Genomic DNA, 12,614 nt, shown 5'->3' with positions numbered 1-12,614 from the left:
CTAACTCACGGACTAAAAAGCAATGCTTATCCCCTGTCAATTCCTGTATGCTGTTCCAGTTCCTCTTTTGCCTGTCTCTTTTTCAGCTTCTTTTTTTCTCGCAGATTCCTGAAAAAGTCTGATAACAGTGCTCCGCATTCTACTTCCAGCACGCCTGTCACCACTTCACTTTGATGGTTGAAACGCTCATCCTGGAGTATATTCATGAAGGTCCCTGCACAGCCGCCCTTCGGATCCTTTGCACCATAGACCACTTTCTTCACTCGGGACAGCATGATCGCCCCGGCGCACATAGGGCATGGCTCAAGGGTTACATATAACACAGCATCCTCCAGCCGCCATGTACCGAGCTTCTTGCAGGCCTCGTCGATTGCGAGAACTTCTGCATGTGCAATGGAACTTTGCTTTGTTTCACGGAGATTATGGGCACGTGCAATGATCTCACCATCCAGCACAATGACAGCCCCAATCGGCACCTCGTCCATCTGCCCTGCTTTTTTCGCTTCTTCAATTGCTTCTAACATATATCGTTCATCTGGAGTATATTCCATCTTTTCCTCCATTAAGGTGTTTTATATTTCCATTTGGTTTAATAATCCCCCACCGGTAAAAACATATAGGAAAAGGAGAGGATTACTCATGCCAAAGACTGCTCTATTGATCATTGATATGATCAATGATTTTAATTTTAATGCAGGTGAAGACCTCGCAAAAAACACCAGAAAAATCATCGATCCAATTTTAACATTAAAGAAATCTTTCAATGAGAAGGGCATGCCCGTTATCTATATTAATGACCATTATAATCTATGGCAGGCAGATTTTAAAAAAATCATGGATTATTGCTCAAATGAAACGAGTGAAGAAATCATTAAAAAAATTGCTCCTGAAAAGAATAAGGACTATTTCCTGATCAAGCCAAAGCATTCTGCCTTTTATGGAACGGCGCTTCATACCCTGCTTCAGCAACTGAAGGTGGACACCTTGGTCCTGGCGGGGATTGCAGGTAATATCTGCGTGCTTTTCACCGCGAATGATGCATACATGCGCGAATACAACCTGATCATTCCAGAGGACTTCATTGCTTCCAATATTGACGAGGATAATAAATATGCACTGACAATGATGAAAAACGTCCTGTCCGCTGAAACAAGGCCTTCCAGCGAGCTAGATTTATAACATACTGCATTTTCTTCCTTCATACAATGGTTGTAGCGCTAAAATGCCAGGGAGGGAAGAAGATGCAAATTCATGTGGTACAGCAAGGACAGACTTTGACACAGATCGCTCAAGTTTATGGGTCATCTGTTGCGGATATAACCGAGGCGAATGAACTGCCTAATCCTAATAATCTTGTGGTCGGCCAGGCGATGGTCATCCCGATTGTCGGAAGCTTTTATTTTGTCCAGCCAGGCGACAGCCTCTGGGCAATTTCCAGAAGGTTCGGGATCACTCCTCAGGAACTCGCAAGGATTAACGGAATTTCGGTCAACCAGCCATTATCGGTCGGTTTTCGTCTATATATTCCACAGCGGCCGAAATCAAATGCGGAATTCAATGCCTATGTAGAACCACGGGGGAACAATGTAGCGCCTGCACTGGAAACAGCTGCACGGGAAGCTGCCCCTTATTTAACCTACCTTGCTCCGTTTAGCTTCCAGGCCTTACGGGACGGTTCATTGAAGGAACCACTGCTGAACAATTTTCCGGCCATTGCCGAGGCAAACAACAATATATTGATGATGGTCATCACCAACCAGGAAAACGACCAGTTCAGCGATGAGCTTGGCCGGATCATCCTGAATGATATCCCTGTTCAGGACAAATTCCTGAACAATATTGTTACTACCGCAAAAAAATACGGATTCCGCGATATCCATTTTGATTTCGAATTCCTTCGTCCAGAAGACCGTGAAGCCTATAATACCTTTCTGAGAAAGGCAAGAGATCGTTTTAAACAGGAAGGCTGGTTTATTTCCACCGCACTCGCTCCAAAAACGAGTGCAGCTCAAACAGGGCCCTGGTATACGGCACATGACTACAAAGCACATGGAGAGATTGTCGATTTCGTCGTCATCATGACCTATGAATGGGGCTATAGCGGCGGACCTGCACAGGCAGTCTCCCCTATTGGACCTGTCCGTCAGGTGCTGGAGTATGCTGTCAGTGAAATGCCATCACAAAAAGTCATGATGGGCCAGAACCTTTATGGCTATGATTGGACGCTTCCATTTGTGGAAGGATCCATCGCAAGGGCCGTCAGTCCGCAGCAGGCGATCCAGATTGCAGCCGATAATAATGTCCCGATCCAGTACAATGCAAAATCTCAGGCGCCGACCTTCCGCTATACAGCGCAAGATGGAAAACAGCATGAAGTCTGGTTTGAGGACGCAAGGTCCATCCAGGCAAAATTCGATTTGATAAAGGAATTGAACCTGAGAGGAATGAGCTACTGGAAGCTCGGACTTTCCTTCCCGCAGAACTGGCTGCTCATCCAGGATAATTTCAATGTGGTAAAAAGATAAAATTTTCTGTTAAAATAATTTTACAAATTCCGATAATAAATGACAGGCGCAGTATTTATGCGGCTGTCTTCTTTTTTGCTAAAATTGCCTCTTAATATTCCATACCCATACCATACTGTGTGTGATAAAATGGACTTTGCGTGATTTAACTGACAGAAATGTAAAAAAGAGATAGATACAACAGAGAGGGAGGACATGTTGTGGAAGGAACACCTTTTATAACGGTTGAAGGACCAATCGGTATTGGGAAAACGTCATTAGCACGTGCTATTTCCGAGAGGTTTCAATTTGCACTTTTAAAGGAAATTGTCGATGAAAATCCATTTTTGGGGAAGTTTTACGATAACATAGAAGAATGGAGTTTCCAGACAGAAATGTTTTTCCTCTGCAATCGATACAAGCAGCTTGGAGATATTAATGAACATTACCTCAGCAAAGACAAATCAGTCGTAGCTGATTATCATATCATGAAAAACCTCATTTTCGCCCAGCGCACATTAAATGAACAGGAATATAAAAAATATCTAGATATTTATCAAATCCTGACAAAAGATATGCCTAAACCGAATGTCATCATTTACTTAAATGCAAGTCTTGATACATTGTTGAAGCGCATCAAGATGCGCGGCCGCGAAGTCGAAAAAAACATCAGCCCTTTATATTTAGAGCAATTATCTCTTGATTATGAACAAGCAATGCTTCAATTCGAGCAAGACCACCCTGAGATCCCAGTCCTCCGTTTCAGCGGCGATGACCTGGATTTCGTTAAAAATGAAGAAGATCTCCAGCTGATCATTGACCAGCTAACCGCATCATTAAGAAAAAGGAGCGTACAACCATGAATCTAAGAACAAAATATGACATCCCGGCAAATGCGGTCATCACGATTGCTGGTACTGTGGGAGTCGGCAAATCGACTATGACAAATGCGCTGGCGGATGCCCTTCGGTTCCGTACATCCTTTGAAAAAGTAGATACAAATCCATACCTCGATAAGTTCTATGCCGATTTCGAACGCTGGAGCTTCCACCTGCAAATCTACTTCCTTGCAGAGCGCTTCAAGGAGCAAAAAAGAATTTTCGAATACGGCGGCGGCTTTATCCAGGACCGTTCGATTTATGAAGATACAGGCATCTTCGCTAAAATGCATTATGAAAAAGGCACAATGTCACCTGTGGACTACGAAACATACAAGAGCCTTTTCGAAGCAATGGTGATGACTCCATACTTCCCGCATCCAGATTTGCTGATCTACCTTGAGGGTTCAATTGACGATATTCTAGAACGCATCAAGCTAAGAGGACGTCCGATGGAACAGCAGACACCAATTTCTTATTGGGAAGAAATGCACGGACGTTATGAGAACTGGATCAATAATTTCAACGCATGCCCTGTCCTGCGTTTGAATATCAATGATTACGATTTGTTCAACAACCCTGAATCAATTGAACCAATCGTTGAGAAAATCGCTACGCATATTAGGCAAACTCAATTGTTGAAAAAATAAAACCGCCGATTGGCGGTTTTTTATTATCTAAACACTATAGCTTGATCCACTATCGTTATGTTGAACGATTCTATAAGACCAAATCAAGTAGAAAACTCCCAAAAGGGCCTATAGAACTCTTCTATAAGACCAATTCAAGTAGAAAGCTCCCAAAAGGGTCTATAGAACTTTTCTATAAGACCATATTAAGTAGAAAGCTCTCAAATGGGCCTATAGAACTTTTCTATAAGCCCAATTCTAGCTTACCTCTCCCTAAAAGGGCACATAGAACTTTGCTATAGACCAAAAAAGAGATATAAAGAAACCCGCTACATCCGTAACGGGTTTCTTTACACAATCTCCAAATTGTTTTTATGCGTTAATGCTTTAATATTAAAATTATGGAGGAGGTAGAGGGATTCGAACCCCCGCGCGGTGTTACCCGCCTGTCGGTTTTCAAGACCGATCCCTTCAGCCAGACTTGGGTATACCTCCGAGACAAGAAATATAATATCACGTATTGAAATTCGAGTCAACACTTCTTTTAAAGTTTTTTTGGGCAGGAATGAATCCTGCCCTAATTTTAATATTATTCAGGAGCAATAACTTCCCTGTTGCCCATGTACGGACGCAATGCTTCAGGTATGATGACACTTCCATCAGCTTGCTGGTAATTCTCCAGGATTGCGGCTACTGTACGGCCAATCGCAAGACCAGATCCGTTCAGTGTGTGCACATGCTCTGGTTTAGCCTTGGCTTCACGGCGGAAACGGATATTCGCACGTCTAGCCTGGAAGCCTTCAAAGTTACTGCAAGAAGAGATTTCCCTGTAAGTGCCATAGCTTGGAATCCAAACTTCGATATCGTACTTCTTGGCAGCTGTGAATCCAAGGTCTGCTGAGCACATGCTCAACACGCGGTAAGGAAGTCCCAGCAGCTGCAAGACTTTTTCAGCATGTCCAGTAAGTTTCTCAAGCTCTTCGTAAGAATCTTCCGGTTTTACGAACTTAACAAGCTCGACTTTGTTGAACTGGTGCTGTCGGATCAAACCGCGTGTATCCCGGCCTGCAGATCCTGCCTCTGAACGGAAGCATGCGCTGTAGGCAGCATAATTAATCGGCAATTCCTCTCCGCTCAGGATTTCATCGCGGTGCATATTCGTTACAGGAACCTCAGCCGTCGGGATCAAGAAATAATCTTCGCTCTCGATTCGGAAAGCATCTTCTTCAAACTTAGGAAGCTGGCCTGTTCCGGTCATGCTTGCACGGTTAACCATGTATGGAGGAAGAACTTCTGTGTAACCATGCTCGTCAACATGAAGGTCAAGCATGAAGCTCATCAAGGCACGCTCAAGACGGGCTCCTAATCCCTTGTAAAATACAAAACGGCTGCCGGTTACTTTTCCAGCGCGTTCAAAATCCAAGATTTTCAAATGGTCTGCGATATCCCAGTGCGGCTTCGCTTCGAATTCAAAATCACGGATTTCACCCCATTTGCGAACCTCTACATTATCATCTTCCGTTTCTCCAACAGGAACACTCTCATGAGGGATATTAGGAATGCTGAGCATCAGTGCTTCCAGTTCTTCCTCAACCTCTCGCAACTGGTCATCCAAAACCTTGATCTTTTCGCCAACTTCACGCATTTCAGCAATCAAGTGGTCAGCATCCTGCTTTTCACGCTTCAACTGCGCAACCTGCTGGGACACTTCATTTCTTCTGCTCTTCAGCTGTTCAGCCTCGAGAATCAATTCCCTGCGCCTCACATCCAGATCCTCAAACTTGCCGAAGTCGGTCATGTCTTCACCACGGTGCTGCAGCTTTTGTTTTACTTCTTCAAAATTCGCTCTCAAATACTTTACATCTAACACTGCTATTTCCTCCCTTTTGCCTCAAGTAAAAAAGCCTTTGATAAAATAAAAAACTCCCGTCCCCAAAAAGGGACGAGAGTTAACCCGCGTTGCCACCCTAGTTGAAAGCAAAACTGCTTTCCACTCATAAAATAACGGTTTTTACCGAAAGTATTTACTAGCCATATTGGCGTTCCATACTCTGCTCGAGGGCGGATTCATTTGCTCCAGACACCGGTTCGCACCAACCACCGGCTCTCTTCGGAATGGACGCAAGCTACTATTCCCTCTCATAGCTTTTTTACTATCAAATTTTAATTCATAATTTACTACAATTATGTTCAGCATGCAAGCGGTTTATGCAAAATTTTTACTCTTTGTCTCCTCGACCATTTTTACAAAATAGTTCATAAGTCGATAATCATCCGTCAACTCAGGATGGAAGGAACAACCGAGGAACTGTCCGTCACGAGCAGCAACGATCCTGTCATTATGCTTGGCCAGCACTTCGACATTCTCGCCAGCTTCCACAATATGAGGTGCCCGGATGAAGACGGCGGAGAAATTATCAGCAACATCGGCAATATTGATGTCAGCTTCAAAGCTTTCTCGCTGGCGGCCAAAAGAGTTACGCTCCACTTTCACATCCATGACACCGATATGCGGCGCATCATAGCCAACGAGATCATTCGCAAGCAGAATCAATCCGGCACAGGTTCCGAACATCGGCTTACCATCTGCAGCGAACTTCTTTAACTCTTCCATGAAGCCATACTTATCAATAAGACGGCGGATTGTAGTGCTTTCTCCGCCGGGAATGATCAGGCCATCGACTTCTGATAGCTCTTCTGGACGCTTAATGACAGTGCCTTCAGCTCCAGATGCTTCGATTGCCCATATATGCTCTCGTACAGCGCCCTGAAGGCCAAGTACTCCTATTTTCACCATAGCTATCCCCTTACCAGCCGCGGTCCTGCATGCGGGCTTCTGGTGCCAATGATGAAATTTCCATACCCTTCATCGGGATGCCAAGACCTTTCGAAATGTTCGCAATCAGTTCGTAATCCTGATAATGAGTAGTCGCTTCGACAATTGCCTTTGCAAACTTCGCAGGATTATCAGATTTGAAGATACCAGATCCTACAAAAACTCCGTCAGCACCTAGCTGCATCATCAATGCCGCATCTGCTGGCGTTGCAACGCAACCGGCAGCAAAGTTCACGACCGGAAGACGTCCAAGCTGCTTGATTTCAAGCAGAAGCTCATATGGAGCTCCAAGAAGCTTGGCCTCAGTCATAAGCTCGTCCAAATCCATTGCAACTACTTTGCGCACCTGGGCATTTACCTTGCGGATATGGCGTACAGCCTCGACGATATTGCCTGTGCCAGGCTCTCCCTTGGTACGGAGCATGGAGGCTCCTTCGCCAATCCTTCTCGCTGCTTCGCCAAGATCACGGCAACCACATACAAATGGAACTGTATAATCTCTTTTATTTAAGTGGAATTCTTCATCTGCCGGAGTCAGAACTTCACTCTCATCGATATAATCAACACCCATCGCTTCAAGCACGCGTGCTTCTACGATGTGGCCGATCCGTGCTTTTGCCATAACGGGAATTGTGACAGCACCCATTACCTCTTCAGTGATACGTGGGTCAGCCATTCTTGCTACGCCGCCTGCCGCGCGGATATCTGATGGAACACGCTCCAATGCCATTACGGCAACTGCACCGGCTTCTTCAGCGATCTTCGCCTGCTCAGCGTTAACAACGTCCATGATGACGCCGCCCTTTTGCATTTCTGCCATACCGCGTTTAACTCGATCAGTACCTGTCTTCATTCTTTTTCCCCCTTGTCCCTATAAAAAGGATTACTATGTAAGCACTTGAAAATAACTGGAAAACCACACTTGTTTAGTCGGAATTCAGTTACCCCTACTGAAAATAAACAATAAAAAAGGTTTCCTGTCAAGACAGGAAACCTTTCAATATTAATTAAAACCAACCTTTTACCGTATCAGCTACGCCGCCAAATAGGTCTCCAAAGAAACCGCCGATTCCGCGCATCATCAGTACGAACCAGTTAGCCTTTTCAACACTTTCAGCAGCGACAACTGGAACCTGGATTTGCTTTTGTCCATCTTCAGTTAAAAAGCTTATGTTTTCATCGTTTTTGGACTTTACAGTCATATAGCCGACCTGTTCGCCTTTTTTAATAGGAGCAGTCAGTTCGCCATTTTCATTCAGCTTCTTTTTATCCAGTACAAGTACCGGTTCATATTGTTCCTTTTCACCATTCCTGATTGTCATAGTAATGGCTTTTTTAGATTGGATCTTAACACTGTCTTCCTTCCCTTTTGTAACAGGAAGGTTTTTCTTGCCTTTAACCTGATGATTCTTTTTTACAAGTTCTTCTTCAGTGAAATTGCTGAAAGCAAAGTCCAATATCTTACGTGTTTCAGCAAAACGGCTGTCCTTAGAGTCTGCCTTCATGATAACAGAAATGAATCTCTGCCCATTTTTCTTTGCAGTAGCTGTAAAACCATAGCCTGCGAAATCAGTCGATCCTGTTTTTAAGCCGTCAACACCATCATATTGGTAGATAAGACCTGGAAGCATCCAGTTAAAGTTCTTGTATTCTCGTCCGTCACGGAATTTCAATGCAGGCACACTTGCTGTTTCCAGTACTTCCGGATAATCCTTCAGCAAACGGTAAGCAAGCTTAGCCAATGAACGTGCTGACATCACATTCTCTTCCTCTGGGCCGCCAGCAGGATGTTGTCCTAATAGGTCTCTATTATTTAAACCTGAGGAGTTTACGAATTTATAATCCTTCAAACCAAGTTCAGCTGCTTTTTTATTCATTTTTTCAACATGATTCTTCTCTGTTCCTGAAAGAACCTCTGCAAGTGCAACAGTCGCTGCATTTCCAGAATGGATTGCCATCGCTTCATATAATTCTTTTACCGTATAATCTTCACCTTGAGTTAATCCCACATTGGATAGGCCAGGTGCAGCTGACAACTTATGGACATACTCATTGATTTTTACCTTTTGATCCCACTTAAGCTTTCCTTCCTTGACTGCTTCTAGGACCATGTATTCTGTCATCATTTTAGACATGGACGCTACGCCAAGGACGACATCGGAATTTTTTTCATATAAAACTCTTCCTGTACCTGCGTCAATCAGCATGGCTGCTTCAGCATCGATGCCTAATTGTCCCTCTGCTGCCTCTGCTTCCATTGAAAATCCGGAAAACATAGTTGTGATCGTTAAAATGAATGCTGCAAAGAACATTGAAAGCTGTTTCTGTTTACGATTCAAGACAAATTTCCCTCCAAAATTTTAATTAAATATCTATGAAACTTTCATAATTGTTAATCCCAAAAAATCACACCCGTATAGTTTAACATAAAAAAAATGAAAAAAATAGACAGAGGATAGTCACTCTGTCTATTGAAAAATAAGGAAAAAACAGCTGATATACAGGAAAAAAGTCGTAGTCCCTGGCTGTTTTCCAAATATAAACCTAGCTCATGGAGTAATTCGGTGCTTCCTTCGTAATCTGGACATCATGTGGGTGACTCTCTCTTAGTCCTGCACCAGTCATTTTGATGAATTGGGCGTTCTCCCTTAATTCTTCAAGATTCGCAGTGCCGCAATATCCCATACCAGAGCGAATACCGCCTACAAGCTGATAAATTGTATCTGTAAGAGGACCTTTATACGGAATTCTTCCTTCAATGCCTTCCGGAACGAACTTCTTATTATCTTCCTGGAAGTAACGGTCTTTAGAGCCTTTTTCCATCGCCCCAACTGAGCCCATTCCACGATATACTTTAAAGCGTCTTCCCTGGTAGATTTCAGTTTCCCCTGGACTTTCGCTGACACCTGCAAGCAAGCTTCCGAGCATGACGGCATGCCCACCCGCAGCAAGAGCTTTGACGATATCTCCTGAATATTTGATACCGCCGTCTGCAATGATTGCTTTGCCGTGCTTGCGTGCTTCTGTCGCACAATCATATACAGCGGTAATTTGCGGAACACCAACACCTGCTACAACCCTCGTTGTACAGATAGACCCAGGCCCAATACCGACCTTGACAATATCCGCCCCTGCCTCTATCAAGTCTCTTGTCGCTTCTGCAGTCGCAACGTTTCCAGCAATAATATTCAGTTCCGGGTAGCTTTCCCGGATTTGCTTCACAGTTTCAATGACACCCTTTGAGTGGCCATGCGCTGTATCGACAACAATGACGTCTACATGGGATTTCACAAGCATCTCGACCCGTTTCATCGTATCGGCTGTTACACCAACTGCAGCGCCGCACAGCAAGCGGCCTTGCAAATCCTTAGAAGAGTTCGGGAACTCAATCACCTTTTCAATATCTTTGATGGTAATGAGCCCTTTCAATACGCCTTCGTCATTTACTAGTGGGAGTTTTTCAATCTTATGGCGCTGAAGGATTTTCTCTGCTTCTTCAAGGGTAGTTCCTACAGAAGCAGTCACCAAATTCGTTTTCGTCATGACTTCTTCGATTTTAATGGAGTAATCCTGGATAAAACGCATATCACGGTTCGTAATGATTCCTACAAGCTTTTGCTCTTCTTCGTTATTAACGATTGGGACACCAGAAATGCGGTATTTCCCCATCAAATGTTCAGCATCAAATACTTGATGCTCAGGAGTTAAAAAGAATGGATCGGTAATGACTCCACTTTCAGAACGTTTTACTTTATCGACCTGGTCAGCCTGCTGCTCTATGGACATGTTTTTATGTACGATACCAAGGCCGCCCTGCCTAGCAATCGATATAGCCAGTTCAGATTCTGTTACAGTATCCATGCCGGCACTGATGATTGGAATATTCAATCTCAAGGTCTCCGTCAAATTGACCTTCAGGCTTACATCCTTTGGCAGCACCTCAGATTTAGCCGGCACTAACAGCACATCATCAAACGTTAATCCTTCTTTTACAAATTTACTTTCCCACATAGTAAATGACCCCCTTTAAGAAAATATTATTTGTAGGTTATCAATTGGTTAAAATACTGTCAAGAAGGTTACTATTTGTCCGACTTTTCAAATAACTTGGAGGTTTTTCATGTGTCTACGTCTTATAAGGAATGGAATAGTTACACTCTCTTTTTTTCAGCAGAGTATTCACAAGCCTATCTGAAAAAATGCTACCGCAAAATCAACATTGACCAGCCTGACATGAAAAGCTTCGAAAACTGTTATCCCTTTATGTATTATCTCGAACATGGGAAGCTTTATTATGAACAGGCAGAAAAGTCTCCACTGGCCATCCAGCCAATCCTGCTCTTTTACGGACTTGTCCATCTAATAAAAGCATGTATCCTGACAGTTGAACCTGATTACCCTGAAACCACTTCTGTATTAGCTCATGGAGTTTCAACAAGGAAACGAAAAAAACAACAATACAGTTTTACGGATGATGAAGTGAAATTCCAGAAGAATGGATTATTCTCACTTATGGCAGAAAAGATGTTTCACATGAAACAATTGGAAGGTGAAAAAGCAACAATGGGTGATTTATTGGAGTTGATCCCAGAATTGTCCGGCATCTACTCTGATCTAAGAGGAAAGCAAATTTTCGAAGTTGTCAAAGATGCCGAGTCAGGTTTTTCGCTGCCTAAATCAATAATCGACCAATTCCATATGACTGAGAACCGTTTTAAGGAATTCTTTCAAACCAAATCCTCTATCCCTGTTTCTTTCGTTGAGGATCCCAGCCATATCCGGTTTGAAGCACATCTAAGCGGAGCCTCTGAACCACTCCCATTAAAATATAATCTCGAAGAGCAGCATTATGTATTTCCCTTAAATAAAGGCGATTTATTCCTTTTTCCAGAGCTGCTGCTGCACTATCTATTGTTATATAATCTTGGGATGATCGCGCGCTATGAAACAGAATGGTGGAGTGAGTTAATCAAGATGATGCCCAATGAAGACTATCCATTGATTCAGTCCTTTTTAAAATCAACATTGAAAAAAGGTCCTTACTTAATTTACCAATACCTGATGAAAAAGTAATATCACCAAGGGTTTGAAGCCATTACAGTGGAAAGGAGAATGTTTAGATAATACGATATCGGGAATTTCTAATACATGGACAATGAAATAACCGAGGAGGTTTTAATATGGATAGAAAAAAACTAATGATGACAACTGTTGCTCTAGGTACAGCATACTTGCTAAAAGATCAAAAGTCACGCACGAAGGTAATGGATCAATTGCAATCCCTTGGGAAGAAAGTGAAGAAGTAAATATATAGATAAGCCCTCTGGAGATTTTTCCAGAGGGTTTTTTAAAACTTCCGAAGAGGTTCTGAAAGGGGTGCGAATGGCAGCATCGAGTTCACGAACGCTTCGGTAACATCCTTCCCAAAAGCGGAGAAGTCAGGACAGATTCATGCAATCCAGAATCCAGGTACTCCCAAGCAAAGTCCTTGATTTCCTTGCTTCTGGCCTTTCTCATGATTTGCTTCAGTACGTTAGACATTCTACTTAGGCTTCGATAATCCTCTCAGACATTTACACACAAAAAAAAGAACAGCCATTACAGCTGTTCTTTCATGTGCCCGGCGGCGTCCTACTCTCACAGGGGGAAACCCCCAACTACCATCGGCGCTGAGAAGCTTAACTTCCGTGTTCGGTATGGGAACGGGTGTGACCTTCTCGCCATCGCCACCAGACTATTTGGTTTGAGGTTTTATTCCCTCAAAACT

12 protein-coding genes, 1 tRNA gene, 1 rRNA gene and 1 other annotated feature are annotated in these 12,614 nt (G+C 43.4%); of the genes, 6 read left to right on the top strand and 8 right to left on the bottom strand.

Annotated elements, in window-relative coordinates; all coding sequences use genetic code 11:
* Nucleotides 1-26 precede the first annotated feature (26 nt).
* The gene (gene tadA, locus ACH0QE_RS22105) at nucleotides 27-551 is read right to left on the bottom strand and encodes a tRNA adenosine(34) deaminase TadA (protein ID WP_415802589.1); all 525 of its coding nucleotides are present in this window, start codon (nucleotides 549-551) and stop codon (nucleotides 27-29) included.
* Between the two features lie 88 nt (nucleotides 552-639).
* On the opposite strand from tadA, the gene ACH0QE_RS22100 reads away from it, so the two are divergent.
* From ACH0QE_RS22100 to ACH0QE_RS22085, 4 genes are all read left to right on the top strand, one after another.
* Nucleotides 640-1,179: an isochorismatase family cysteine hydrolase gene (locus tag ACH0QE_RS22100; protein WP_415802588.1), complete on the top strand. Its 540-nt coding sequence runs from the start codon at nucleotides 640-642 to the stop codon at nucleotides 1,177-1,179.
* A 62-nt stretch (nucleotides 1,180-1,241) separates the two neighbouring features.
* Nucleotides 1,242-2,525 carry a LysM peptidoglycan-binding domain-containing protein gene (locus ACH0QE_RS22095; RefSeq protein WP_415802587.1) on the top strand — a complete coding sequence of 428 codons (1,284 nt, stop codon included), beginning with the start codon at nucleotides 1,242-1,244 and terminating at the stop codon, nucleotides 2,523-2,525.
* A 200-nt stretch (nucleotides 2,526-2,725) separates the two neighbouring features.
* On the top strand, nucleotides 2,726-3,367 hold the full coding sequence (locus ACH0QE_RS22090; protein ID WP_415802586.1) for a deoxynucleoside kinase: 642 nt from the start codon (nucleotides 2,726-2,728) through the stop codon (nucleotides 3,365-3,367).
* Nucleotides 3,364-4,032: a deoxynucleoside kinase gene (locus tag ACH0QE_RS22085; RefSeq protein WP_415802585.1), complete on the top strand. Its 669-nt coding sequence runs from the start codon at nucleotides 3,364-3,366 to the stop codon at nucleotides 4,030-4,032. Before ACH0QE_RS22090 ends, ACH0QE_RS22085 begins: the two co-directional genes overlap by 4 nt.
* Nucleotides 4,033-4,413: 381 nt before the next feature.
* On the opposite strand, the gene ACH0QE_RS22080 is transcribed toward ACH0QE_RS22085, so the two are convergent.
* The 6 genes from ACH0QE_RS22080 to guaB form a co-directional block, all read right to left on the bottom strand.
* Nucleotides 4,414-4,506: transfer RNA gene (locus ACH0QE_RS22080), tRNA-Ser, on the bottom strand.
* 94 nt (nucleotides 4,507-4,600) lie between these two features.
* A complete protein-coding gene (serS, locus tag ACH0QE_RS22075; RefSeq protein ID WP_415802584.1) occupies nucleotides 4,601-5,881 on the bottom strand; it encodes a serine--tRNA ligase in 1,281 nt (426 codons plus the stop codon).
* Between the two features lie 65 nt (nucleotides 5,882-5,946).
* Nucleotides 5,947-6,163, bottom strand: a binding site (T-box leader).
* A 54-nt stretch (nucleotides 6,164-6,217) separates the two neighbouring features.
* On the bottom strand, nucleotides 6,218-6,808 hold the full coding sequence (gene pdxT, locus ACH0QE_RS22070) for a pyridoxal 5'-phosphate synthase glutaminase subunit PdxT (protein WP_415802583.1): 591 nt from the start codon (nucleotides 6,806-6,808) through the stop codon (nucleotides 6,218-6,220).
* A gap of 10 nt (nucleotides 6,809-6,818) precedes the next feature.
* Complete coding sequence (gene pdxS, locus ACH0QE_RS22065; protein WP_415802582.1) at nucleotides 6,819-7,700, bottom strand: pyridoxal 5'-phosphate synthase lyase subunit PdxS; 882 nt, start codon at nucleotides 7,698-7,700, stop codon at nucleotides 6,819-6,821.
* A 154-nt stretch (nucleotides 7,701-7,854) separates the two neighbouring features.
* Entirely contained in the window at nucleotides 7,855-9,159 is a 1,305-nt protein-coding gene (locus tag ACH0QE_RS22060; RefSeq protein WP_415802590.1) for a serine hydrolase, read from the bottom strand.
* Between the two features lie 232 nt (nucleotides 9,160-9,391).
* Nucleotides 9,392-10,858, bottom strand: a complete 1,467-nt coding sequence (gene guaB, locus ACH0QE_RS22055) for an IMP dehydrogenase (RefSeq protein ID WP_415802581.1) — start codon at nucleotides 10,856-10,858, stop codon at nucleotides 9,392-9,394.
* 111 nt (nucleotides 10,859-10,969) lie between these two features.
* Here guaB and ACH0QE_RS22050 point away from each other — a divergent pair, with 111 nt between their 5' ends.
* Both ACH0QE_RS22050 and ACH0QE_RS22045 read left to right on the top strand, forming a co-directional pair.
* On the top strand, nucleotides 10,970-11,920 hold the full coding sequence (locus ACH0QE_RS22050) for a YaaC family protein (protein ID WP_415802580.1): 951 nt from the start codon (nucleotides 10,970-10,972) through the stop codon (nucleotides 11,918-11,920).
* A 107-nt stretch (nucleotides 11,921-12,027) separates the two neighbouring features.
* Nucleotides 12,028-12,153, top strand: a complete 126-nt coding sequence (locus ACH0QE_RS22045) for a hypothetical protein (RefSeq protein ID WP_286181201.1) — start codon at nucleotides 12,028-12,030, stop codon at nucleotides 12,151-12,153.
* Nucleotides 12,154-12,465: 312 nt separating this feature from the next.
* On the opposite strand, the gene rrf is transcribed toward ACH0QE_RS22045, so the two are convergent.
* A 5S ribosomal RNA gene (gene rrf / locus ACH0QE_RS22040) occupies nucleotides 12,466-12,581 on the bottom strand.
* Nucleotides 12,582-12,614: the final 33 nt, after the last annotated feature.

This window comes from Mesobacillus sp. (assembly GCF_047739415.1).
GTDB lineage: Bacteria > Bacillota > Bacilli > Bacillales > Cytobacillaceae > Mesobacillus.
Note: the sequence above shows the minus strand (reverse complement) of the source record. Positions and strands in the feature narration are given on the sequence as shown.

Bases quoted from the DNA above. Each gene is read 5' to 3' on its own strand.
- ACH0QE_RS22045 (WP_286181201.1), top strand. From the start codon at position 12,028: ATGGATAGAAAAAAACTAATGATGACAACTGTTGCTCTAGGTACAGCA.
- tadA (WP_415802589.1), bottom strand. From the start codon at position 551: ATGGAATATACTCCAGATGAACGATATATGTTAGAAGCAATTGAAGAA.
- pdxT (WP_415802583.1), bottom strand. From the start codon at position 6,808: ATGGTGAAAATAGGAGTACTTGGCCTTCAGGGCGCTGTACGAGAGCAT.
- ACH0QE_RS22095 (WP_415802587.1), top strand. From the start codon at position 1,242: ATGCAAATTCATGTGGTACAGCAAGGACAGACTTTGACACAGATCGCT.
- ACH0QE_RS22085 (WP_415802585.1), top strand. From the start codon at position 3,364: ATGAATCTAAGAACAAAATATGACATCCCGGCAAATGCGGTCATCACG.
- ACH0QE_RS22100 (WP_415802588.1), top strand. From the start codon at position 640: ATGCCAAAGACTGCTCTATTGATCATTGATATGATCAATGATTTTAAT.
- ACH0QE_RS22060 (WP_415802590.1), bottom strand. From the start codon at position 9,159: ATGTTCTTTGCAGCATTCATTTTAACGATCACAACTATGTTTTCCGGA.
- pdxS (WP_415802582.1), bottom strand. From the start codon at position 7,700: ATGAAGACAGGTACTGATCGAGTTAAACGCGGTATGGCAGAAATGCAA.
- guaB (WP_415802581.1), bottom strand. From the start codon at position 10,858: ATGTGGGAAAGTAAATTTGTAAAAGAAGGATTAACGTTTGATGATGTG.